Annotated in this window: 20 protein-coding genes and 1 riboswitch; of the genes, 11 read left to right on the plus strand and 9 right to left on the minus strand. The window is 74.7% G+C overall.

The window, feature by feature from the left end; genetic code table 11:
• Positions 1-3 precede the first annotated feature (3 nt).
• On the minus strand, positions 4-213 hold the full coding sequence (gene thiS / locus ACZ47G_RS28500; RefSeq protein ID WP_465747419.1) for a sulfur carrier protein ThiS: 210 nt from the start codon (positions 211-213) through the stop codon (positions 4-6).
• Positions 210-1385: a glycine oxidase ThiO gene (thiO, locus tag ACZ47G_RS28505; protein ID WP_465747421.1), complete on the minus strand. Its 1176-nt coding sequence runs from the start codon at positions 1383-1385 to the stop codon at positions 210-212. Before thiO ends, thiS begins: the two co-directional genes overlap by 4 nt.
• A gap of 3 nt (positions 1386-1388) precedes the next feature.
• A riboswitch (TPP riboswitch) is annotated at positions 1389-1501 on the minus strand.
• 92 nt (positions 1502-1593) lie between these two features.
• On the opposite strand from thiO, the gene ACZ47G_RS28510 reads away from it, so the two are divergent.
• From ACZ47G_RS28510 to thiE, 3 genes are read left to right on the plus strand one after another with little or no spacing between them, the layout of a single operon-like run.
• A complete protein-coding gene (locus tag ACZ47G_RS28510; protein ID WP_465747423.1) occupies positions 1594-2793 on the plus strand; it encodes an NAD(P)/FAD-dependent oxidoreductase in 1200 nt (399 codons plus the stop codon).
• A gap of 42 nt (positions 2794-2835) precedes the next feature.
• Positions 2836-3201, plus strand: coding sequence for an Rv2175c family DNA-binding protein (locus ACZ47G_RS28515; RefSeq protein ID WP_375893249.1), 366 nt, complete (start codon positions 2836-2838; stop codon positions 3199-3201).
• Entirely contained in the window at positions 3201-3854 is a 654-nt protein-coding gene (gene thiE, locus ACZ47G_RS28520; protein WP_465747426.1) for a thiamine phosphate synthase, read from the plus strand. Before ACZ47G_RS28515 ends, thiE begins: the two co-directional genes overlap by 1 nt.
• A 21-nt stretch (positions 3855-3875) precedes the next feature.
• On the opposite strand, the gene ACZ47G_RS28525 is transcribed toward thiE, so the two are convergent.
• Positions 3876-4982, minus strand: a complete 1107-nt coding sequence (locus ACZ47G_RS28525) for a polyprenyl synthetase family protein (RefSeq protein ID WP_465747428.1) — start codon at positions 4980-4982, stop codon at positions 3876-3878.
• A gap of 185 nt (positions 4983-5167) precedes the next feature.
• On the opposite strand from ACZ47G_RS28525, the gene metF reads away from it, so the two are divergent.
• Positions 5168-6082 (plus strand): methylenetetrahydrofolate reductase [NAD(P)H], encoded by a 915-nt coding sequence (gene metF / locus ACZ47G_RS28530; protein ID WP_465747430.1) that lies wholly within the window; start codon positions 5168-5170, stop codon positions 6080-6082.
• 165 nt (positions 6083-6247) lie between these two features.
• Positions 6248-7150 carry a hypothetical protein gene (locus ACZ47G_RS28535; RefSeq protein ID WP_465747432.1) on the plus strand — a complete coding sequence of 301 codons (903 nt, stop codon included), beginning with the start codon at positions 6248-6250 and terminating at the stop codon, positions 7148-7150.
• A 16-nt stretch (positions 7151-7166) separates the two neighbouring features.
• On the opposite strand, the gene ACZ47G_RS28540 is transcribed toward ACZ47G_RS28535, so the two are convergent.
• Together ACZ47G_RS28540 and ACZ47G_RS28545 are read right to left on the minus strand one after the other, a co-directional pair.
• Positions 7167-8660 (minus strand): phytoene desaturase family protein, encoded by a 1494-nt coding sequence (locus ACZ47G_RS28540; RefSeq protein WP_465747434.1) that lies wholly within the window; start codon positions 8658-8660, stop codon positions 7167-7169.
• A gap of 11 nt (positions 8661-8671) precedes the next feature.
• Positions 8672-9286: a DUF4126 domain-containing protein gene (locus ACZ47G_RS28545; protein WP_465747436.1), complete on the minus strand. Its 615-nt coding sequence runs from the start codon at positions 9284-9286 to the stop codon at positions 8672-8674.
• Positions 9287-9866: 580 nt separating this feature from the next.
• On the opposite strand from ACZ47G_RS28545, the gene ACZ47G_RS28550 reads away from it, so the two are divergent.
• The 3 genes from ACZ47G_RS28550 to ACZ47G_RS28560 all read left to right on the plus strand — a co-directional run bounded on the left by ACZ47G_RS28550 (position 9867) and on the right by ACZ47G_RS28560 (position 12184).
• Positions 9867-10412: an SAV_6107 family HEPN domain-containing protein gene (locus tag ACZ47G_RS28550; RefSeq protein WP_465747438.1), complete on the plus strand. Its 546-nt coding sequence runs from the start codon at positions 9867-9869 to the stop codon at positions 10410-10412.
• A gap of 206 nt (positions 10413-10618) precedes the next feature.
• Complete coding sequence (locus ACZ47G_RS28555; protein ID WP_465747440.1) at positions 10619-11371, plus strand: methyltransferase domain-containing protein; 753 nt, start codon at positions 10619-10621, stop codon at positions 11369-11371.
• A gap of 423 nt (positions 11372-11794) precedes the next feature.
• On the plus strand, positions 11795-12184 hold the full coding sequence (locus ACZ47G_RS28560) for a DUF3040 domain-containing protein (protein ID WP_465747442.1): 390 nt from the start codon (positions 11795-11797) through the stop codon (positions 12182-12184).
• A gap of 90 nt (positions 12185-12274) precedes the next feature.
• Here ACZ47G_RS28560 and ACZ47G_RS28565 read toward each other — a convergent pair whose 3' ends face one another.
• The 4 genes from ACZ47G_RS28565 to ACZ47G_RS28580 form a co-directional block, all read right to left on the minus strand.
• Positions 12275-14719 carry a transglutaminase TgpA family protein gene (locus ACZ47G_RS28565; protein WP_465747444.1) on the minus strand — a complete coding sequence of 815 codons (2445 nt, stop codon included), beginning with the start codon at positions 14717-14719 and terminating at the stop codon, positions 12275-12277.
• Positions 14716-16038, minus strand: coding sequence for a DUF58 domain-containing protein (locus tag ACZ47G_RS28570; RefSeq protein WP_465747446.1), 1323 nt, complete (start codon positions 16036-16038; stop codon positions 14716-14718). The genes ACZ47G_RS28565 and ACZ47G_RS28570 overlap by 4 nt, the downstream gene beginning before the upstream one ends.
• A 1-nt stretch (position 16039) precedes the next feature.
• Positions 16040-16984 carry an AAA family ATPase gene (locus ACZ47G_RS28575; protein ID WP_465747601.1) on the minus strand — a complete coding sequence of 315 codons (945 nt, stop codon included), beginning with the start codon at positions 16982-16984 and terminating at the stop codon, positions 16040-16042.
• A 361-nt stretch (positions 16985-17345) separates the two neighbouring features.
• Positions 17346-17888 carry a beta-class carbonic anhydrase gene (locus ACZ47G_RS28580; protein ID WP_380462112.1) on the minus strand — a complete coding sequence of 181 codons (543 nt, stop codon included), beginning with the start codon at positions 17886-17888 and terminating at the stop codon, positions 17346-17348.
• Between the two features lie 576 nt (positions 17889-18464).
• Between ACZ47G_RS28580 and rsmH the strand changes: the two genes are divergently transcribed.
• The 3 genes from rsmH to ACZ47G_RS28595 all read left to right on the plus strand — a co-directional run bounded on the left by rsmH (position 18465) and on the right by ACZ47G_RS28595 (position 22360).
• On the plus strand, positions 18465-19439 hold the full coding sequence (rsmH, locus tag ACZ47G_RS28585) for a 16S rRNA (cytosine(1402)-N(4))-methyltransferase RsmH (RefSeq protein ID WP_465747448.1): 975 nt from the start codon (positions 18465-18467) through the stop codon (positions 19437-19439).
• Between the two features lie 132 nt (positions 19440-19571).
• Positions 19572-20114, plus strand: coding sequence for a cell division protein FtsL (gene ftsL / locus ACZ47G_RS28590; RefSeq protein WP_465747450.1), 543 nt, complete (start codon positions 19572-19574; stop codon positions 20112-20114).
• A complete protein-coding gene (locus ACZ47G_RS28595) occupies positions 20111-22360 on the plus strand; it encodes a peptidoglycan D,D-transpeptidase FtsI family protein (RefSeq protein WP_465747452.1) in 2250 nt (749 codons plus the stop codon). Before ftsL ends, ACZ47G_RS28595 begins: the two co-directional genes overlap by 4 nt.
• The last annotated feature ends 2 nt before the right edge of the window (positions 22361-22362 follow it).

Below are 22362 nucleotides of genomic sequence, written 5' to 3' on the forward strand. Positions count from 1 at the left end.
GGCTCAGCCTCCCTGGACGGCGGTGAGGATCTCGACCCGGTCGCCGCTGTCCAGCGTCGTGCCGGACCACGAACTGCGCGGTACCACGGCCTCGTTGAGGGCGGCGGCGACACCGGTGTTGGCGGCGCTGACGGTGGCCACCAGCTCGGCGAGGGTGGTCGTGGCGGGCACCTCGCGGGGCTCGCCGTTGACGGTCAGAGCGATCTCGGTCATGCGGAGGCCTTCATCAGGGGGGATGCGGAGGAGAACCGGGTGGGCGTGAACGGCCTTGCCAGGTCGGGGACTTCGCCGGTCGCCAGATAGTCGGCGAGCAGGTCGGCGGTGACCGGGGTGAGCAGTACGCCGTTGCGGTAGTGGCCGGTGGCGGCGACCAGTCCGGGCAGCGAGGTCGGACCCAGCAGCGGGGCGTTGTCCGGCGAGCCGGGGCGCAGCCCGGCGGAGGTCTCCACCAGCGGGAGTTCGGTGATGCCCGGGACCAACTCATGGGCGTCACGCAGGAGTTCGTATACCCCGCCGGCGGTCACCGTGGTGTCGTAGCCCTGTTCCTCGGTGGTCGCGCCGATCACCAGCTCGCCGTTCTCCCGCGGCACCAGGTACAGGTGCTGACCGCGCACCACCGCGCGGACGTTGCGGGACAGGAACGGCCGGTAGGCGTCCGGGACGTGCAGCCGGACGATCTGCCCCTTCACCGGGCGCACCGCGGGCAGCACCCCCTCGGGCAGTCCGGGGAGCCGGTGGCTGTGCGGGCCGGCGGCGAGGACGACCTGCTCGGCGCGCAGGGCCTCCCCGGAGCCCAGCCGGGCGCCGACCGCGCGGCCGCCCTCCACCAGCAGCTCGACGGCCTCGCCCCGGTGCAGCCGGACCCCGGCCCGCTCGTCGGCGGCGACCAGGGCGGTGAGCAGCCGGCGCGGGTCCACCTGGTGGTCGTCCGCGGCGTGCAGTCCGCCGCGCACGCCGGGCGCGAGCATCGGCTCCAGCCGGCGGGCCTCCCGGCCGGTCAGCCAGCTGGAGTCCAGGCCCAGCCGCTGGTGGAAGGCGTGCAGTTCGCGCAGTTCCTCGCGGTCGTCGGAGTCCAGCGCGACCGCGATGGTGCCGCACCGCCGGTAGCCGGTGTCGAGGCCGCCGCTGGCCTCGGTGAGCTCGGCGGCGAAGCCCTCGTACCGCTGGTTGGAGGCCGTCCCGAGGCGCAGCAGCGGCTCCTCGCCGTACTGCACCTCGGTGACCGGGGCGAGCATCCCGGCGGCCACCCCGGCCGCGCCCCCGCCGTGGTCGGGGTCGACCACGACCACGTTCCGCAGCCCGCGCTGGGCGGCGCGCCAGGCCACGGCGAGGCCGATGATGCCCCCGCCGATCACCAGCACGTCCGCGCGGCTGCCTGCTGGCATGCGTGACAAAGCTGCTCTTCTCCCTTCGCCGGTATGACCCGGATCAGGTTCGGACGGTCGCGGGCCGTGCCAGCCCGCCTCTCAGCCCGGTACGCCGGGCTCCCGTGTGGTGCGTCCACCATAGACCGCCCGGCGGCCCGGCCGAAGGGCTGTACGAAGGGTGGGGACGGCCCCGGGCGCCCGTACGGCGCTGAGTACAGTGACGGGCGTGGCAGAGCTGAGCGGAACGGATCAGGTGGTTGTCGTCGTCGGGGCCGGGCTGGCCGGGGCCCAGTGCGCCCTGAAGCTGCGGGAGGGCGGCTGGCGCGGGCGGATCCTGCTGGTCGGCGAGGAGCCGCACGCGCCGTACGACCGGCCGCCGCTCTCCAAGGACGTGCTGCTCGGCAAGGCCGACGCCACCACCCTGGACATCGACTACGACGGGCTCGGCATCGAGCTGCTCACCGGCCGCCGGGCCACCGGCCTCACCCCGGGCGTGCTGCGCACCGACGGCGGTGACCTCCGGTACGACTCGCTGGTGATCGCCACCGGCGCCGTCCCGCGCGCCCTGCCCGGCGCCGAGCGCGCCCACCTGCTGCACACCCTGGACGACGCGCTGGCGCTGCACGCGCTGCTGCGCCCGGGGCTGCGGCTGGTGCTGGTCGGCGCGGGCTGGATCGGCGCCGAGGTGGCCACCGCGGCCCGGCAGGCCGGCTGCGAGGTCACCGTGGTCGAGGCCGGTCCGGCGCCGGTGCCGGGCGCCCTGCCGACCGAGGTCGGCTCGGCGATGGCCGCCTGGTACGCCGAGGCCGGGGTGGAGCTGCGCTGCGGGGTCGGTGTGGCCGCCGTGGAGCCCGGGGCGGTGCTGCTGGCGGACGGCTCCCACCTGCCCGCCGACGAGGTGGTGGTCGGTGTCGGCGCCCGACCCGCGACCGGCTGGCTGGCCGGCTCGGACGTCGAGCTGGACGCCTCCGGCGCGGTCGTGGTGGACGGGCGGCTGCGCACCGGCCTGCCCGGCGTGTACGCGGCCGGGGACTGCGTCAGCTACCCGTCGACCCGCTCCGGCGCCCGGCTGGCCGTCCAGCACTGGGACCACGCGCTGCAGTCCGGCGGGGCGGCGGCCGCCGCCGTGCTCGGGGCGGAGGAGCCGTACGACCCGGTGCCGTACTTCTGGTCCGAGCAGTTCGGGCGGATGGTCCAGTACGCCGGCCGGCACACCGGGGGCGACGAACTGCTCTGGCGCGGCGGCCCGCAGGACGCCGGCTGGACGGTGCTGTGGCTGCGCGACGGGGTGCCGAGCGCGCTGCTGGCGGTGGACCGGCCGCGCGACCTCACCCAGGGCCGGAAGCTGATCGAGCGCGGCGCGGTACTGGACCGCGCCCTCGCCGCGGACCCCTCGGTACCGCTGAAGTCGGCGGTCGCGGGGTAGCGGCTGGTGCGCGGCGGGCCGCGGAGGTGGCAGTCTGGTGGCGTGAGTGAGATCGAAAGCAAGATTGAAGCCCTGGTCACCGAGTGGGTGTACCTGCCCGACATCTCGGAGCAGTGGGGGGTCCGGGTCACCGAAGTGCGTGACCTGGTCAAGAACGGCGGCCTGATCGCCGTCCGGCGCGGCCCGAACAAGTCGCTGCAGGTCCCGGCGGCGTTCATCGACGGCCAGGGGCTGGTCAAGCACCTGTCCGGCACGCTGACCGTCCTGCGGGACTGCGGGTACAACGACGTGGAGATCCTGGAGTGGCTCTTCACCGAGGACCCGTCGCTGCCCGGCAGCCCGATCCAGGCGCTGCGGGAGAACCGCGGCACCGAGGTCAAGCGCCGCGCCCAGGCGATGCTGATCTGATGGCGGCGGACACGCTGCGCGCCCGCCTGGCCGACGCCCGGCTCTACCTGTGCACCGACGCCCGGCGCGAGCAGGGCGACCTGGCCGAGTTCCTGGACGCGGCCCTGGCCGGCGGGGTGGACATCGTCCAGCTCCGCGACAAGGGCCTGGAGGCCAAGCAGGAGCTGGCGGCCCTGGAGGTCTTCGCCGACGCCTGCCGCCGCCACGGCAAGCTGCTGGCCGTCAACGACCGCGCCGACGTCGCCCACGCGGCCCGGCCGGACGTGCTGCACCTCGGCCAGGACGACCTGCCGGTGCCGGCCGCCCGGGCGATCCTCGGCGAGGACGTGCTGATCGGGCGGTCCTGCCACGCCGAGTCCGAGGTGGACGCGGCGGTCGCCGAGCCGGGCGTGGACTACTTCTGCACCGGGCCGGTCTGGCCGACCCCGACCAAGCCGGGCCGGTACGCGCCGGGCCTGGGCCTGGTCTCGTACGCGGCCGAGCGGGCCACCGACCGGCCGTGGTTCGCGATCGGCGGGATCGACCTCGGCAACCTGGACGAGGTGCTGGCCGCCGGCGCCCGCCGGATCGTCGTGGTCCGGGCCATCACCGCGGCCGAGGACCCGCGGGCGGCCGCCGCCGAGCTCGCCCGCCGGGTGCGCCTGGCAGCGTGACCGCCGGGCCGCCGCCGTCCCTCAGTACTTGCGGACGGTGGCGGCCTCGGCCAGCGCCAGCAGCACTGTACGGGCCCGCTCGTCGGCCAGCGGCGCCGCGGCCAGCGCGGCCAGCGACTGCCCCATCAGCTCCTCGATCCGGGCCTCCACCAGCTCGGGCGCGCCGCTGCGGGCGACCAGCCCGCTCAGCTCGGCGACCTCCTCGGCGGCCAGGTCCGGCGCGCCCAGTCGGGCGTCCAGGTGCCGGGCGTCCTCCGGCGGCAGGGCGCGCATCGCGTGGGCGACCAGCAGGGTGCGCTTGCCCTCGCGCAGGTCGTCCCCGGCGGGCTTGCCGGTGACGGCCGGATCCCCGAAGACGCCGAGCAGGTCGTCCCGCAGCTGGAAGGCCTCGCCCAGCGGCAGCCCGAACGCGCCGAGCGCCTCGACCAGCTCCGGCCCGGCCCCGGCCAGCAGCGCGCCGACCTGCAGCGGCCGCTCGATGGTGTACTTCGCCGACTTGTAGTGCAGGACGGTCCGCGCCCGCTCCAGCGCGCCCTCGTCGGTGGAGTCGCCGGCCACCGGCTCCAGCACGTCCAGGTACTGGCCGAGCATGACCTCGGTGCGCATCAGGTCGAACCTCGGCTTGGCGGCCAGCACGGCGGCCGGGTCCAGGCCCGAGCGCAGGAACAGTTCGTCGCACCAGATCAGCAGCAGGTCGCCGAGCAGCACCGCGGCCGAGGCGCCGTACTGCTCGCGGTCGCCGCGCCAGCCGCTCTCCCGGTGCAGCGCCTCGAAGCGGCGGTGCACCGAGGGCAGGCCGCGGCGGGTGTCGCTGCGGTCCATCAGGTCGTCGTGCACCAGGGCGCTGGCCTGCAGCAGCTCCAGGGCGGCCGCCGCGTTGGCGATCCCCTCGCCGGCGGCGGGCCCGCCCGCGGCGCGCCAGCCCCAGTAGCAGAAGGCCGGGCGCAGCCGCTTGCCGCCGTCCAGCAGGAAGTCGCGCAGGGCGTCGGCGGCGGGCACCAGCTGCGGCGAGATCGTGCCGAGCAGTGCGGACTGGCCGTCCATGAACGCGGCGAGGGCCGCGTTGACGCGGGTGCGGACGTCCTCCACGTCCATGGGGTTGGCCGGCCGGTTGCTGGACGAGGTCACGATGAGGCTCCGCTGGTTCGCTGGGGTGCAGCAAGCGTAGCGGGGCGGCGGGGAACGGCCGTGCGAGCGGGGTGCGGCCGGGGTGTGCGGGGTGGTCGGGAGGGAAGCGGAGGCCCGTCCACTACTTGTCCCGAATCGTGGAATCGAGTTGTCCGGCCCCGTCGGGGGCCCGATAACCTGCCAACATGGCACTCGGCATCGCTTCCACGAGACCGGACCGCGCGCTCACGGTCCGCGAACTCCTGGCGGCCGGAAAGCGCTCCTTCTCCTTCGAGTTCATGCCGCCGCGCACCGAGGCCGGTGAGCAGAAGCTCTGGGACGCCATCCGGCGGCTCGAACCGCTGGACCCGAACTTCGTCTGCATGACGTACGGCGCCGGCGGCTCCTCGCGCGAGCGCACCGTCAACATCGTCGGCCGGATCGCCACCGAGACCACGCTCACCCCGGTCGCCCACCTGACCGCGGTGGACCACTCGATCGCCGAACTGCGCAACATCATCGGCCAGTACGCCGACCAGGGCGTGCGCAACGTCCTCGCCGTCCGGGGCGACCCGCCAGGGGACCCGATGGGCGAGTGGGTCCGTCACCCGGACGGCGTCACCTACGCGTACGAGCTGGTGGAGCTGATCAAGGGCATCGGTGACTTCTGCGTCGGCGTCGCGGCCTCGCCGAACATGCACCCGCGCTCGACCGACTGGGACGAGGACATCCGGCACTTCATCGCCAAGGTCCGCTCCGGCGCCGACTACGCGATCACCCAGATGTTCTTCGAGGTGGACGACTACCTGCGGTTCCGCGACCGGGTCACCGCCGCGGGCTGCGAGACGCCGATCATCCCGGAGATCATGCCGGTCACCAACGCCAAGCAACTGGAGCGCTTCCCCCAGCTCAGCGGCTCGGCCTTCCCGGTCGACCTGGAGGACCGGCTGCGGGCGGTCATCGACGACCCGGCGGCGCTGCGCGCGGTCGGCATGGAGCACGCCACCGCGATGGCCGAGCGGCTGCTCGCCGAGGGCGCGCCCGGCCTGCACTTCATCACGCTCAACCACTCGCCGGCGACCCTGGAGATCTACCAGAACCTGGGGCTGCACCAGCGCTGACCACGACTGTTCACGAGCCCGTCACCGGTCCCCGGTGGCGGGCCCGGTCGTGTGCGGCCGGTGCCGCCGACGGCGGGAACGCGATGCGGTACCCCGGCCGTTGAACCGGTACAGTCGCCGCACACGCGCGGCGCGCGCGGGCACGCGACTGGAGGTAGCGGGCGGATGGGCATCGGATACCTGCTGCTGTACGTCGCGTTGGCGGTGGTGGCGCTCTGGCTGGTCGCCGAGGTGCTGCTGCAGAACCGGGCGCCGGTGCACTGGCGGGCGCTGGCCCTGGCCGGGTTCCTCGGCGTGGCCGTCGGGATGAGCCTCGGCTCGGTCCTGGTGATCGGCGCCGGAGCGGGCCTGTTCGCGGTCGGCCAGGTCTTCGTCACCCTCTCGGTCAAGCGCGGCTACCAGAACGGCTGGTCCCTGCGGAAGGCCGACGGCAGCCTGCCCGGTCCGCTCGCCAAGGTGCCGCTGCTCGGCGCCCTGACCGGCGGTGCGGCGGTCGCGGCCGTCGCGGCGGCGGAGCGGAAGCGGGTCGGCGAGGTCAGCGCGGTCGAGGAGACCCCGGCCCCGGCCCCGTCCCCGGACACGGCCCGGGACAACGCCCCGGTGCCGGTCGCCGAGGAGCTCCCGGAGGTCGAGCAGACCGCTGCCTTCGAGATGCGGGAACTGGCCCAGGACGGCGTCTACGCCCCCTCGTACTACGAGCAGCCGCAGGCCCAGCAGCAGCCGCAGGACCCGTACGCCCCGGCCTACCAGCCCGGCTACGACCAGCAGCAGTGGCAGACCCAGCAGCAGCCCGCCTACGCCTACGACCAGCAGTCCTACGGCGGCTACCCGCAACAGCAGCCGGACCCGTACGGCGGCTACCAGCAGCCCCAGGACCCGTACCAGGGCTACCCGCCGCAGCACCAGCAGGCCTGGGACCCGAACGCCCAGCAGCACCAGCAGCACCAGCAGCACGACCAGCAGCAGTGGCAGCCCCAGCCGGACCAGCACGGCCAGGGCATCCCGCAGCAGCCGGCGTACGACCAGAACTACGGCTACCAGCAGCAGAACACCTGGCACCAGGGCTGACCGGCCGGCCCCGCCCTCACGCCGGACCGATGAGGTCGGCGGCGATGCAGGCGGACATGCCGACGCGGGAGAGGCCGCCGCCGGGGTGGGCGTTGCCGCCGATCAGGTAGAGCCCGGGCACGGGGGACTCGTTGGCGGCCTTCAGCCACCGGCCCGCGGACCCGGCCAGGACCGGGAGGGCGACCGCGCCGCCGAGGGCGCCGGTCTCCCGGCGGGTGTCCTCCGGGGTGCGCACGACCCGCCACCGGAGCCGCTCGCGCAGGCCCAGGCCGGCCGCGTCGACATGGGCGAGCAGCTGGTCGGCGTAGTGGTCGGCGACGCCGGGGGCGGTCCAGTCGAACTCGCCCTGGGCCGGGACGGTCGCGGTCAGCACCACGCTCTCGTGGGCGTCATCGGGGCGCAGTGCCGGGTCGTCCGGGCGGAGCACCTGGACGGTGGGGCGCGCGCAGGGCGGCCCCGAGAGGGTCAGGGCGTTCTCCTCGGCGGCCGGGTCCGCCGCGTGCACCACCGTCCGGTGCGCGGTGCCCTCCGGACGGCGGCCGCGCAGGGCCAGCAGCACGCTGAACCGGCCGGGCACTCCCTGGGGCTCCCAGCGCTCGGCCGGCAGTCCCGGCCACTCGGCGAGGCCCTGGCGGTACAGGGCGCCGGCGTCCATCGCGGAGACCACCAGATCGGCGCCGACCCGGCCGTCCGCCGTCTCCACCCCGCACGCCCGGCCGTCCGCCACGACCACCCGGGTGACCGGGGTGTCGAAGCGGAACTCGACCCCGCGCAGCTCGCAGCGCCGGTACACGGCCTCGGCCAGGGCCCGCAGGCCGCCCCGGACGTACCAGACGCCGAAGGACTGCTCCATGTACGGCAGCACGGTGGCCCCGGCCGGTGCCTGGCCGGGGACGAAGCCGTACCGGAGGGCGGCCTCGGCCAGCAGGGCGGTCAGCCCGGGGTGGCCGCCGAGCTCGCGCGCGGCCACGTCCCGGAGGGTCCACGGCCGGGGGCGGCGCAGCCGGGCCAGCCCGGTGGGCGCCGGGGCCGGGTACGGGTCGGTGCCCAGGAAGGCCCGGTCGGCCGGGAGCGGCTCCTCCAGCAGTGGGCGGCGGGTGGCCTCCCAGACCGTCCGGCCGTGGTTCATCACCGCACTCCAGCGGGCGCCGGAGCCCGCGCCGAAGGCGGCGTCCAGGGCCTGGCTGACCCCGCCGCGCGAGGCGTTGGGCAGGGTGACGGCGGTGCCGTCGGGGAACAGGTGCCGGCTCTCCGGGTCCACCGGCGCCAGCTCCACCAGCTGCTCCAGCGGCTCCTTGCCGGTCTTCAGCGCGAGGTCGCGGTAGACGGCCGGCAACGGGAGCAGGCCGGGCCCGGTGTCGAAGGCGAAGCCGTCGCGCTCGTACCGGCCGACCATGCCGCCGTACGTGCCGCCCGCCTCGCAGACCGTCACCCGGTGGCCGATGGTCGCCAGCCGGGAGGCCGCCGCGAGCCCGCTCATTCCTGCGCCGATGATGACGATCCGTGCCATGGCACCAGATCCTAGGGCTGACCTGCGTACGCTCCGGCCGCGGCCCTGGTGGCCCTGCGTTCGCGGCGGCGGGCCCGGAAGGCGCGGATCCTGCTCACCGCCAGCCGGACCAGCAGCAGGCCGGTCAGCAGCAGGACGGCGGCGATCGAGGCGGCCAGCCAGGGGTGGAAGATCGCCAGGGTGACCAGGCCGGCCACCGAGAGGTCCTCCACCAGGCTGACCACGATGTTGCTGAACGGTTCGGGCGAGGTGTTGACGGCCATCCGCAGCGAGGCCTTCACCAGGTGGGTGACCAGCGCCGTGGTGCCGCCCATCGCCCCGGCCGCGACCTCGCTCAGCGAGCCCGGGTCGTTGCTCGCGATCAGCACCCCGACGACGGCGCCGGCGATCGGCCGGATCACGGTGTGCACGGCGTCCCAGACGGTGTCCACGTACGGGATCTTGTCGGCCACCGCCTCCAGCAGGAACAGCACGGCCGCCGCGATCAGCACATCGGTGCGCTCCAGCGTGTGCGGCACCGACTCCGCCCCGGCGAACCGGCCCAGCAGACCGAGCAGCAGCACCACCGCGTACGCGTTGATGCCGCTGGCCAGACCGCTGGTGAAGATCAGCGGCAGGACCGTCATCGCGTCCCCCTCCTCGCCATCCCGGGTCTCCCGACCCGGGCCGGGACCGCCCCGGTCCCGCCGTACCGTACCCGGAGCCGGGACGCCACGGGCCACCGCCGTGGTTCCGGGCCCGGCCGGCCGGGCCGACTGAGTACGGGTACTCAGATCCCCGGTTGAGTACGTCAGCGGATGGCCTCCGACCTGCCGGGACGGGAGAGTAGTGGCACCCGGGAGGACGGCGCGTCGGGCGTCGGCCGCCCGGGTGGCGGATCCGTCCGCTCCCCGGCCGGGAGGGCCAGGGGGCGGTGGTTCGGGATCCGCGTCGGGCGCCGGTCACGGGCCCCGCACCGCCGACACGGGGCGGCGGAGCGGGCCGGGGGGAGACCGGTCTCCGAACGGGGGAAACGGGGGAACGGGGGAGTTCGCACCGCCGCCCGGTGGGGGGTGGGCGGAGCGACGGCAGACGGCGGCGGCGCGGATCGGGGGACCGCGTCCGCCGCCGGTACGCCCGTTCCCGGGCCCGATTGTCAGTGGCGCCGTTCACGATGGAGGAGCACGGACCACCCGGTCCGCGCGCTGCCTCGGAACGGGGGAGACCATGACCATCAGCCACCCTGAGCCCGTCACCGCCCGCCTCCACCCCGCCGCCCTGCCGCACGCCCCCGGCCCCGCCGGGCGGGACGTGCACCCCGTGCCGCGCCGGACGGCCGCGCCGCCCGCCGCCCTCGACCTGCTCGCTGACGCCCACCGCACGCTGGCCCGCGCCCGCGCGCTGGAGGACCCGCTGGAGCGCTACGCCACCGCCCACCTCGCCGCGCTGCGCACGGTGGCGGCCGTGCTGGCCGTCCGCGGCCGGCCGGAGAAGAACCCGCGCCGGCGCAAGGCCATCCGCAGCGCCTGGGAGGTGCTGCCCGAGGTGGCCCCCGAACTGGCCGAATGGGCGCTCTACTACGGGGCCGGCGCCCGCCGCCGGGCCGCCGCCGAGGCGGGGATCCGGGGCGCCGCCTCGGCCCGCGACGCCGACGACCTGATCCGCAACTCCGCCCTGTTCCTGCGCCTGGTCCAGCGGCTGCTCGGCCTGCGCCCGGCGCCGCCCGCCCCCCGGCTGCCGCTCGACGCCGACGAGCCCGGGGACAGGCCCTGAGACCGACCGGCACATGGTGGGCGGCGTCGCGACGCCCGGGCTGTCGCCTGGACTGCGTTGTCGTCGGTCGCCGCAGCTCCGCTGCTCCTCCCTCCTCCGCCTCGCCAGGCTCGGGCCGGACGCCGCTCCTTGCTCCACCCACCATGTGCCGGTCGGTCTAAGGTGGAGGCATCCTGATCGATCTGCACGTGCCGAGGAGTCCCGCCTTGTACCCGACGCGTCCCCGCAGCGCCCTGCGTACCGCCGTGGTCTGGGAGGTGGTGCGGGCCGCCCTGGAGAAGCGGGCGGCCGAGCTGGACCAGCCGGTGCTCGACGTGGTCGACACCGGTGGCGGCACCGGCAACTTCGCCGTGCCGGTGGCCAAGCTCGGCCACCGGGTCACCGTGGTCGACCCGAGCCCCGACGCGCTGTTCGCGCTGGAGCGCCGGGCCGCCGAGGCCGGGGTGACGGACCTGGTCCGGGCCGTCCAGGGGGACACCCAGACGCTGCCCGAGCTGGTCGCCCCCGGCACCGTGGACGCGGTGCTCTGCCACGGCGTGCTGGAGGTCGTGGACGACCCGGCCGAGTCGCTCGGCAGCCTGGCCGCCACCCTGCGCAAGGGCGGCCTGGTCAGCCTGCTGGCCGCCAACCGCAACGGCGCCGTGCTGGCCCGTGCGCTGGCCGGCCACTTCAACGAGGCCCGTACGGTGCTCTCCGCCGAGGACGGCCGCTGGGGCGAGCAGGACCCGATGCCGCGCCGCTTCACCGGCGAGGAGCTGGGCCGGCTGGCCGAGGGCGCGGGCCTGCGGGTGGAGTCGGTGCACGGCGTACGGGTCTTCGCCGACCTGGTGCCCGGGGTGCTGGTGGACGCCGAGCCGGGCGCGATGGAGGCGCTGCTGAAGCTGGAGGAGGCCGCCGCCGAGCAGCCCGCCTTCCACGCCGTCGCCACCCAGCTGCACCTGCTGGCCACCCTGGCCTAATCCCCCCGCCGGACCGCCCGCCCGCCCGCGGTACGGTTCGCGCACCGTCCGGCGGCGGTTCGCGTGCCGGACGCCCGCCGGACGCCCTCCCCTCACCGGGGTGGGATCGGGAAGCTCCCCAGGTCCGGACCGATTCCACCGGGTCGGGCACTAGTCCGATCCGCCCGGCGTTGACCCGGGTGCGGCCCCACCCGGTCCACGTGGCCCGTACCACGCGGCGCAGACCACTCCGCAACGGGTCCACGGACCGTATGATCTGGGTAAAGCCGGAAAGCATGACAGCCGGATGCGTGGGGCATATGGACGACACGGGCCGGGTCCCCCGCACGGGCGTCCGACCGTGTGCCCAAGGCTGATTGGACTGGCCTCCCCGACCGGGGTGGCGGACCGGTCGCACCCGCGACCGACGAGTAGGAGGACTCCGTGCCGCTCTCGGAGCACGAGCAGCAACTGCTCGACCAGATGGAGCGAGCGCTGTATGCCGAAGATCCCAAATTCGCGTCGGCGCTTGAGGGAACCGGGCTGCGCACCTACACCCGTCGGCGGGTCTACCTGGCCGTCGCCGGCTTCGTGGTGGGGATCGGCCTGCTGATGGGCGGCATGGTCGTTCCGGACCAGATCTGGGTCAGCGTCGTCGGTTTCCTGGTGATGCTCGGGTGTGCGGTGTTCGCGGTCACCGGCTGGCGCCGCGGGCCCGCGAGCCAGGGCGCGGGCCCCCGCCAGGCCGCCGCCCCGCGCCGCAAGGCCGGGATGATGGACCGGGTGGAGCAGCGCTGGCAGCGCCGCCGGGACGAGCAGACCGGCGGCTTCTGAGTCGCAGCGGCGCACCGGCCGCGCCGAGGAACCGAGAACGGGAGCCGGGGCGGGCAGTCGATGGACTGCCCGCCCCGGCTCCCGTGTGTGTCAGGACTCCGGGGTGGACCGCTTGCCGCGGGTGACCACCCGCCGCACCGGGCCGGAGACCGCCTCGGCGGCCCGGCCGGTCCGGGTGGCGGCGCCCGCCCGGGCCGCCCGCAGCGCCTCGGAGATCCGCCACCACAGCTGCGCCGAGGACGGCGGCAGCAGCAGCGCCCGGACCCGGCCGGCCCGGCGGGTGTGGGCCCACAGGGCACGCCGGGCGGTGCGCACGTCGGCGGCCAGCGGGGCGGTGGTGACCTGCCCGGGAGGGGCGTAGAGCACCCGCTCGGTGGCCAGGGCCAGGCGCCCGGTGGCGGCCGCCGCATCCGCGTCCAGGTCCGCCGTCTCGGTGATCCGGCGGGCGGCCGAGCGCGGCGTGCGTGACTCGTCCGGGGGAATTCCGACGTCCCAGGCGGAGTCGACCAGCTCGTCCCAGGCGGCCAGCACCTGGGCGTCGGTGAGCTCGGCAGGACCGTCCCCGCCCGGCCGGCGGCGCCCGCCGCCGCCGAGCCGGCGACGGCGTACGGCCGTCCGCCAGAACATCGGTACGAGCAGCAGGGCGATCAGTCCGACCACCACGGCCAGGGTGCCGAGCACCTGCCCGGAGAGCAGCCAGGACTCCTCGGCAGCGGTGCTGACGGCCTTGCCCTTGGGGCCGCAGTCGCCCAGCTGGTGCTGCTTGGCGGTGCAGTCGGAGCTGTTGGTCGGCGCCGGGACGGCCGCCGCGCTGGTCGCGGCGGCGGTCGCCTGCTGGGTGGGAGCCGTGGTCGGGGTGCTGGACCCCTCGGTGTAGTGGGTCGGCACGCCCCGGCTCGGGGTCGGCTCGAAGCGCGTCCAGCCGTAGCCGGAGAAGTACAGCTCGGGCCAGGCGTGGTACATCCGGCCGCTGACCGAATAGACGTTGCCGCCCTTGCTGTCACCGGGGGTGAAACCGACCGCGACCCGGGCCGGGATCTTCAGCACCCGGGCCATCGCGGCCATGGTGGAGGCGAAGTGCACGCAGAAGCCCCGGTGGTCGCGCAGGAAGACCGCGATGGCGTCGCTGCCGGTGCCGCCGTCGACCGAGGTGTCGTACTTGAACTGCGGGCCGGTGAACCAGTTCACCAGGGCCGTCGCCCGGTCGTAGTCGTTGCGGGCGCCGGCGGTGACCGCCTTGGCCTGCTCGGCCACCACGGACGGCAGGTCGGAGGGGACGGCGGTGTAGTGCTCCCGGATGTCCTGCGGGGCGAGCGGCGCGGTGCGCAGCTCGTCGGCGGTGGGGCGCAGGTCCAGCGCGCTGACGGTGTAGTGCAGGCCGCGGATCGGGTTCGCCTTGTCGTTGGCCGGCAGGACGGTGCGGGTCATCGGGTCGAGCTTCCAGTCACCGCGCTTGGGGACCTGGACGGAGGCGGCCGGGTACGGCATCGGCAGCCAGCTCTTCTCCAGCTTGTCGCTGACCTGGAAGTCGCCCTGGATCCGGGGGACGTCGGTGACCCGCAGGCCCTCGGGGGTGGGCATGGTGGCCGGCAGGTCGCTGACCACCGTGCTGCCGAGCTTCCAGTTGGTGCCGTCGAACTGGTCCAGCGAGCCGGTGCGCAGATAGATCTGGTCGGCGAGGTCGCTGTCCAGGGTGTAGGTGAGCAGCTCGGTGTCGGAGGGCTTGGTGATCGCCGCCTCCAGGCTGACCAGCGGGTCGAGGCTGGTGGTCACGCTCCCGGCGGTGCCCTTGCCGGACGACCCGCCGGAGCCGGAGTCGAACAGCCCGAGGTCCCAGCGCGGCAGGAAGACCGGCAGCAGCAGCGCCAGGGCCAGCGCCAGCACGCCGACCTGCTGGCCGCCCAGGCTGACCTGGGTGGAGGTCACCGTGCCGCGCGCGCCGCCGCGGAAGACCCGGCCCCAGCGGGAGACCCGGTCCTGGCCCTCGGCGAACAGCAGCACCAGGTAGCCGGCCGCGGCGCAGCCGAACCAGACCCAGCTGCTGTGCTCCCCGGCCAGGCCGTTGCCGATCGAGTAGAGCGCCAGCAGCGGCAGCCCGGCCAGTGCCGAGCGCCGGTACGTCACCGCGACGGCGTCCACCAGCACGGCGATCAGGCCGACCGAGGAGACCAGGATCAGCCGCAGGCCGGCGGTCGGCGGCGCCGGGATGGCGTACTGGGTGATGTCGTCGAGGCCGGCCGAGAAGACCCGGCTCAGCACCCGCATCGCGGACGGCCCGGGCAGCACGCCGGCGGTCATCCCGGAGCCGGCGAAGCCGATCAGCATCAGCAGGAGCAGCACCAGCACCTGGGCCACCGGCACCGTCCAGCGGAACAGCGGGGACCGGCGCAGGCCCGCGCCGACCGCAGAGATCACCGCGATCACCAGGAAGGCGTGGGTGAGCCAGCTGCGGGTGGTCAGCAGCGGCAGCATGCACAGCGAGGCGAGGGCGGTGGCCAGCGCCGAGTAGACGGTCAGTTTGGCCCGGGGGGTCACGCGCCGGCCTCTTCTCGGTAGGGGGCGGTGGTCTTGGCGCCGTCGGCGGCCCGCCACAGGTCCGGTACGGAGTCGCCGGCCCGGGCCGGCAGGACCGTCCAGCCCGCCTGGCGCAGCTCCCGGACCCGCTCGCGGAACTCCTCCCCGCCGGTGTCGGGGGCGAGCATCCGCAGACCGGCCCAGGTGCCGGTGTCGAGCAGGAAGGCGACGGCCCCGCCGGTACGGCCGCGCAGTCGGGCCAGCCGGGCGGTCTGCGCCTTGTCCAGGTCGCCGAGGACGGCGACCAGCAGGCCCTCGCCGCCGGCCCGCAGCGGCTCCTCGGCGCGGGAGAGCCCGGCGCCGTCGGACAGGTCGGCGACCGCGAGGGCGTCCAGGATCAGCCCGGAGGTGTCGGCGGCGACGTTGTGCCCGCCGCTGCCGGGCCCGGGCACCCAGTGGCCGGTGTCGGTGAGCAGCTGGGTCTGGTAGCCGCGCTCCAGCAGGTGCACGGCGACGGAGGCGGCGCAGCTGACCGCCCACTCGAAGGAGGACGCGGGGCCCATGCCCCGGTGGCCCACCTCGCGGGTGTCCAGCAGGACGGTGGCGCGGGCCTTCTGCGGCTGCTCCTCGCGGCGCACCATCAGCTCGCCGTACCGGGCGGTGGAACGCCAGTGCACCCGGCGCAGGTCGTCGCCGGGCCGGTACTCGCGCAGGATCACGTCGTCGTCGCCGGCCAGTGCCAGCGTGCGGGTGTGGCTCTCGCCCTGGCCGATCCACTCGCCGGTGAGCCGCACCTGCGGCAGCGCCTGCACCTGGGGGACGACGGTGAGCACGTCGGAGGCGGTGAAGGCGCGGTTGACCTCGCACATCCCGAACGGGTCGGACAGCCGCAGCTGCAGTGGCCCCAGCGGGTAGCGGCCGCGCAGGTCGGAGCGGACCCGGTAGGACACCTCGCGGTAGCCGCGCGGCTCGACCCGGTCCAGCACGAAGCGCGGGCGCGGCCCGAGTACGTACGGGACCTGGTCCTCCAGGAGCAGCAGCCCGGTGGGCACCCGGGAGACGTTGTCCACCCGCAGGTGGACCCGGGCCTCCTGGCCGGCGATCGCCCGGTGCGGGCTGAGCCGGCGTCCGCTGGCCACCCGGTAGCGGGTGTTGGCGACCACCACGGCGGCGGCCAGCGGCAGTGCGGCGAGCAGCACGCCGACCCGCAGCAGCGCGTCCTGGTCGAGCAGGTAGGAGCAGACCACCGCGGTCAGACCGGCGGCGAGGAAGGAGCGGCCCCGGGTGGTGAGGCCGCGCAGCCCGGCCCGCAGTCCGCCCGTCGGGTCGGATGAGGCCACCTCAGCCCCTCCGGACGGCCGGGCCGCCCTGCGGACGCGGCAGCGGCAGCCGGGCGACCAGGTCGGTCACGATCTGCTCGGCGGTGCGGCGGCCGAGCTGGGTCTCGGCGGTCGGCATCAGGCGGTGCGCGAGGACCGGGACGGCCAGGCGCTGGATGTCGTCCGGGGTGACGTAGTCGCGCCCGTCCAGCGCGGCGGCGGCGCGGGCGGCCCGGACCAGGTGCAGGGTGGCGCGCGGCGAGGCGCCCAGCCGCAGCTCGGGGCTGGTGCGGGTGGCGCCGACCAGGTCGACGGCGTAGCGGCGGACCGGGTCGGCGATGTGCACGGTGCGGACCAGCTCGACCAGCTTGAGGATGTCGGCGGCGTGCGCGACCGCCTGGAGGTCGTCCAGCGGGTTGGCGCCGGAGTGCACGTCGAGCATCGCGAACTCGGCCTCGGGGCTGGGGTAGCCGATCGAGATCCGGGCCATGAAGCGGTCCCGCTGGGCCTCCGGGAGGGGGTAGGTGCCCTCCATCTCGACCGGGTTCTGGGTGGCCACGACCATGAACGGCGAGGGCAGCTCGTAGCTGGTGCCGTCGATGGTGACCTGACGCTCCTCCATGGACTCCAGCAGCGCGGACTGGGTCTTGGGCGAGGCGCGGTTGATCTCGTCGCCGACCACGATCTGGGCGAAGATCGCGCCCGGGCGGAACTCGAAGTCGTGCCGCTGCTGGTCGTAGATGTTGGTGCCGGTGACGTCCGAGGGCAGCAGGTCCGGGGTGAACTGGATGCGGCGCACGGTGCAGTCGACGGACTTGGCGAGCGCCTTGGCCAGCATGGTCTTGCCGACGCCGGGCACGTCCTCCAGCAGCAGGTGGCCCTCGGCGAGCAGGACGGTCAGGGCGATCCGGATGGCCTCCGGCTTGCCCTCGATCACGCTCTCGATGTTGGTGCGGACCCGGTCCACGACCGCGGCTAGCTCCGGGAGCCCGACCGGACGGTACCCGTTCGCCCGCTGCTCGCCCCCCGCAGGACTGCCGAGACCGGCCTGATCGTTGTAGCTCGTCACCCGTTTACGCTCCCTGGCACGCTGCGCCCGCCCCACCCGAGGCCGGACCCCACCCCATGCTTGACGCGGCCGTCCCGGGGGCGGTTCCGAAGGAGGAGCCGGCGCCGGTGGGCGGCCTGCGGCCCGGCCGCCCCAGGTGGTTCGGGGTCCGACCGGCAGGCGCATTCTCCCCCGTTCGGCGGCCAGAAGTCACCATTCGGCCGCCCCCGAATGCGCGGGCGGGGGAGCGGGCGGGCCTCCGGGCGGGCGGGCGCCCGCGCTACCGGATCTCGCGAAGCAGCCCGGTGTGGACGTCGAAGACGAAGCCGCGGACGTCGTCGGTGTGCAGCAGGAACGGGGACGTGCGCACCCGCTGCATGGACTGGCGGACGTCGCTGTCCAGGTCGACGAAGGCCTCCACCGCCCACTGCGGGCGCTGTCCGACCTCCAGCTCCAGCTCGCGGCGGAAGTCCTCGGTGAGGCCGAGCAGGCCGCAGCCGGTGTGGTGGATCAGGGCGATCGAGCGGGTGCCCAGGGCGCGCTGGCTGATCGTCAGGGACCGGATGGTGTCGTCGGTGACGACGCCGCCGGCGTTGCGGATGACGTGTGCGTCGCCCAGTTCGAGGCCGAGCGCCGCGAACAGGTCGAGCCGGGCGTCCATGCAGGCCACCACGGCGATCTTCTGGACCGGGCGGGCGTCCATGCCGCCGTCGCGGAAGGTCACCGCGTACTCGCGGTTGGAGGTGACGAAGCGGTCGATGATGGTGGGTCCGGCGGAGTCGGCAGCGGCGTTCGGCCTGGGCCGGTCGGGAGTCACTGTCATGGGGGCGACGTTAGTGCGATCCGGGGCTCCGCGGTGGGGCGGAGAGCTACAGAACGCACCGCTGTGATCGAGCGCATAGCGACAACGGGGGGGTTTGTCCGGGCTGGTCCCGGAGTCGTCCCGGCGCGGGTTCCGGAGCCGGCCCCGGCGTCGGTTCGCGCCCGGTCGCTCGACGGGGGCGCGCGGCGCTCGCCGGAGACCCCCGGCCGGTGCCCCCGCCGAGCTGCCCGGACGGCCGCGACCTGCGGTGATCCGTACCGCCGCCCGGGTGGTGCGCCGGAGCGGACCATTGACTGGAGGGGTCCGCGCGATAGAGTTGCGCCGCGTTGGAGCACACCCGCCGCAGCCCGTCAACCGGGCCGTTCCGGCCGGTGTGCGGCCCGGTCGATGCGGCCCGTGGCCTCCACCCGCTCCGTGTTCACCTGGCGCACCTTCCCCGGCGCCGGGCGTCCACGACCTTCCCCCAGAGCGGGCGGGGACCACGGGCCGCGTCGTCGCGCCGGCAGGCGGTGGGCGAGAATGGTCGGAGCTCCCGGTCGTCGGGCTGCTCCGCACCGAGGAAGGGCGCCACCGCGCATGACCACCAACGAACCGGGTCCCAAGCACGTTCCGGTGATGCTGCAGCGGTGCATGGACGCGCTGGCCCCGGCGATCTCGCGCCCCGGCGCCGTGGTGGTGGACGCCACCCTCGGCCTCGGCGGGCACAGCGAGGCGCTGCTGACCCAGTTCCCCGAGGTGCGGCTGATCGCGGTGGACCGCGACCCGCAGGCGCTGAAGCTGTCCGGCGAGCGGCTGGCCCGCTTCGGCGACCGGGCCACCCTGGTGCACGCGGTGTACGACGAGATCCCCGAGGTGCTGGAGCGCCTGGGCATCGACGAGGTGGACGGCATCCTGTTCGACCTCGGCGTCTCCTCGATGCAGCTGGACGAGGCCGACCGCGGCTTCGCCTACGCCCAGGACGCGCCGCTGGACATGCGGATGGACCAGACCCGGGGGATCAGCGCGGCGGAGGTGCTGAACACCTACGGCCACGGCGACCTGGCCCGGATCCTCAAGGTGTACGGCGAGGAGCGGTTCGCCGGGAAGATCGCCTCGGTCATCCTGCGGGAGCGGGAGAAGGAACCGTTCACCAACAGCGCGCGTCTGGTCGAGTTGGTGCGCAACGCCATCCCGGCGGCGACCCGCCGGACCGGGGGCAACCCCGCCAAGCGGACGTTCCAGGCGCTGCGGATCGAGGTCAACGGCGAGCTGGAGGTCCTGGAGCGGGCGATCCCGGGGGCGCTGGACGTCCTCGCGCTCGGCGGCCGGATGGTCGTGATGTCGTACCAGTCGCTGGAGGACCGGCTGGTGAAGCAGTGCTTCGCCGCCGGCTCGACCAGCACCGCCCCGCCGGGGCTCCCGTTCATCCCGGAGGAGCACCAGCCCTGGCTCAAACTGATCACCCGCGGCGCCGAGCTGGCCACCGAGGCGGAGATCGAGGAGAACCGGCGCGCCGCGCCCGTACGGCTGCGGGTGGCGGAGAGGATCAGGGACCGAAGCAAGCGGGGCTGAGGAACGGCTCCGGCGGGGTCCGAAGGGCGGAGGAGAGCGGTGGGGCCGGTGGCCGGTGAGGTCCGGGCGGGGCGGGGAGGACTGCCCGGGCAGGGCAGGGCGCGGATCACGGTCCGGCCGGGGCGGCGCCCCGTGCGGGGGCGCACCCCGTTCGCGGTGCTCGTGGTGGTGCTGCTGGCGGCGGGGCTGCTCGGGCTGCTGGCGCTGAACACGGCGCTCAACGAGGGCTCCTTCGAGCTGTCCCGGCTGCAGAAGCAGACCACCAAGGCGACTGACGAGCAGCAGAGCCTCCAGCACGAGATCGACCAGAGCTCGGCCCCGGACGCGCTGGCCAAGCGGGCCGCCGAGCTGGGCATGGTCCCGGCCGGCGGGATGGCCTTCCTGGACGTGCCGAACGGCGGCAAGGTGATCGGCACGCCCGGCCCGGCGCAGGACAGCCCGCCGGTGAAGAAGTCGACGGTCGAGCCGTGGCCGATGAAGGCCTCGCCGGGCGCGCCGTCCCCGGCCCCGGCGCAGCAGAGCGCCGCGCCGACCACCTCGCCCGGTGCCCAGCCGCCGGCGCAGCCGAGCCCCCAGGCGCCGCCGCCGACCCCGGCGGCCTCGGCCGGTGACTCGGTGATCCAGCTCAACCCGGTGACGTCCTCGCCGGCCCAGCACGGGGGTGGTACCCGATGACGACGCCTCGTCAGCCGTCAGGCTCCGGTTCGGGCTCCGGTCGGCGCCAGCCGCCGCGGGCCGGGACGGCCCGGCCCGCCACCGGGCGCAGCCAGCCCGCGAAGGGGCAGCCGGCCAACGGCCAGAGCGCCCGCGGCCAGTCCGGGAAGGTCCAGCCGGCCAAGCCCCAGCCGCCGAAGGCGCAGCCGGCGAAGGGCTCGACCGCGCGCGGCCAGTCGGCCAAGGCGCAGCCCGCCAAGGCCGCCGCCGCCCGTACCCCGCGGGCGCCGCAGCAGCGCCGTCCGGAGGGCCGTCCGCCGGCCCGCAGCCAGGCGGCGGTGCGGCCGCGTCCGAAGTCCCGGCTGCCCCAGCGCGCCAGGGCGCTGCGGCTGGCCGAGCCGAAGCGCCGGCTGCGGGTGATCACCGTGGCGCTGTCGCTGGTGTTCTCGGTGTTCGCCGGGCGCCTGGTGCAGCTCCAGTTGGTGGACGCCGACGCGCTGGCCGCCGACGCCAACACCAACCGCTACCTGAACATCCCGATCACCGCCGAGCGCGGCTCGATAACGTCCTCCGACGGCGTCGCGCTGGCCGCCACCGTGGACGCGTACGACATCACCGCCGACCCGGCGATGTTCACCCCCGAGGCCACCGGCATCCCGGACGCGCCGGAGCAGGCGGCCGCCCTGCTGTCGCCGATCGTCGGCGTCGCCAAGGAGAAGATCGCCGCCGACCTGCACACCCCCAAGACCCGCTACAAGCGGCTCGCCGCGCAGCAGACCCCGGCCGCCAAGAACCAGATCAGCGACCTCAAGGCGGGCCTGGAGAAGAAGGCCGGCTCGCGCACCTGCCAGGCCCAGAAGAAGCTGCTCGGCAAGCCCGCCGACCAGGGCGGGCGCACCCGGATGGACAACGAGTGCGTCAACCCGCTGGCCGGGGTGTTCAACCGGGAGACCCAGAAGCGGATCTACCCGGCCGAGGGCCTGGCCGCCAACCTGGTCGGCTTCGTCAACGGCGAGGGCGAGGGCGCCGGCGGGCTGGAGCTGCAGTACCAGAAGCAGCTGGCCGGCAAGGACGGCCACAGCAGCTACGCCCAGTCGGGCGGGCGGCTGGTGCCCACCGCCGGGGGCTCGATGGACCCGGCGGTGCCGGGCAGCGACATCAAGCTGACCATCAACCGGGACGTCCAGTGGGCCGCCCAGCGGGCGATCACCGACCAGGTGGCCAACTCCGGCGCGGAGAAGGGCTACGTCGTGGTCCAGGACGTGAAGACCGGCCAGGTCATCGCGATGGCCAGCGCGCCCGGCTTCAACCCGAACGACCTGAGCCTCGCCAAGCAGTCCCAGATGGGCAACCCGGCCCTGGTCGACGCCTACGAGCCGGGCAGCACCGCCAAGCTGATGAGCCTGGCCGCCGTCCTCGACTCCGGCAAGGCCAACTGGGACACCAGGGTCACCGTGCCCAACCGGCTGGTCCGCGCCGGGCAGCAGTTCAAGGACGACGTCGAGCACGGCGACTGGTACCTGACCCTGGCCGGGGTGCTCGCCAAGTCCTCCAACATCGGCACCATCGAGGCGGTCGAGACCCTCGGCGACGGCGACCAGCAGAAGGCCAACCAGATCCTGGACGGCTACATGCGCAAATTCGGCGTGGCCAAGCCGACCGGCCTGAACTTCCCCGGGGAGACACCCGGGATGCTCAAGAAGCCGGAGGACCTGGTCGCCTCGGAGAAGTACAACATCGCCTTCGGCCAGGGCCCGCTGCAGATGAACGCGCTGCAGGCCACCTCGGTGTACTCGACCATCGCCAACGGCGGGGTGCGGGTGGCGCCGAGCATCGTCCAGGGCGTCACCGGGCCGGACGGCAAGTACACCGCGACCCCTCCGGGCGAGCAGAGCCGGGTGGTCAGCGAGCAGACCGCCAAGACCCTCACCTCGATGCTGGAGTCGGTCGTCGACGACGAGCAGGGCACCGGCGGCAAGGCCGCCATCCCCGGCTACCGGGTCGCCGGCAAGACCGGCACCGCCAACCGGGGCGCCGCCGACGGCAAGGGCTATGACGGCTACACCGCCTCCTTCATCGGCTTCGCCCCCGCCGACGCCCCCCGCTACACCGTCTCCTGTACCCTCCAGGGCCCGGTCAACGGGCACTTCGGCGGCCAGCTGTGCGGCCCGGTGTTCAAGCAGGTGATGGAGTTCACCCTGAAGACCATGCAGGTCCCGCCGAGCGGAAGCCAGGCGCCGAACCTGCCCGTCGAGTGGAAGCCGTGAAC

The organism is Kitasatospora sp. NPDC030952, assembly GCF_055571335.1.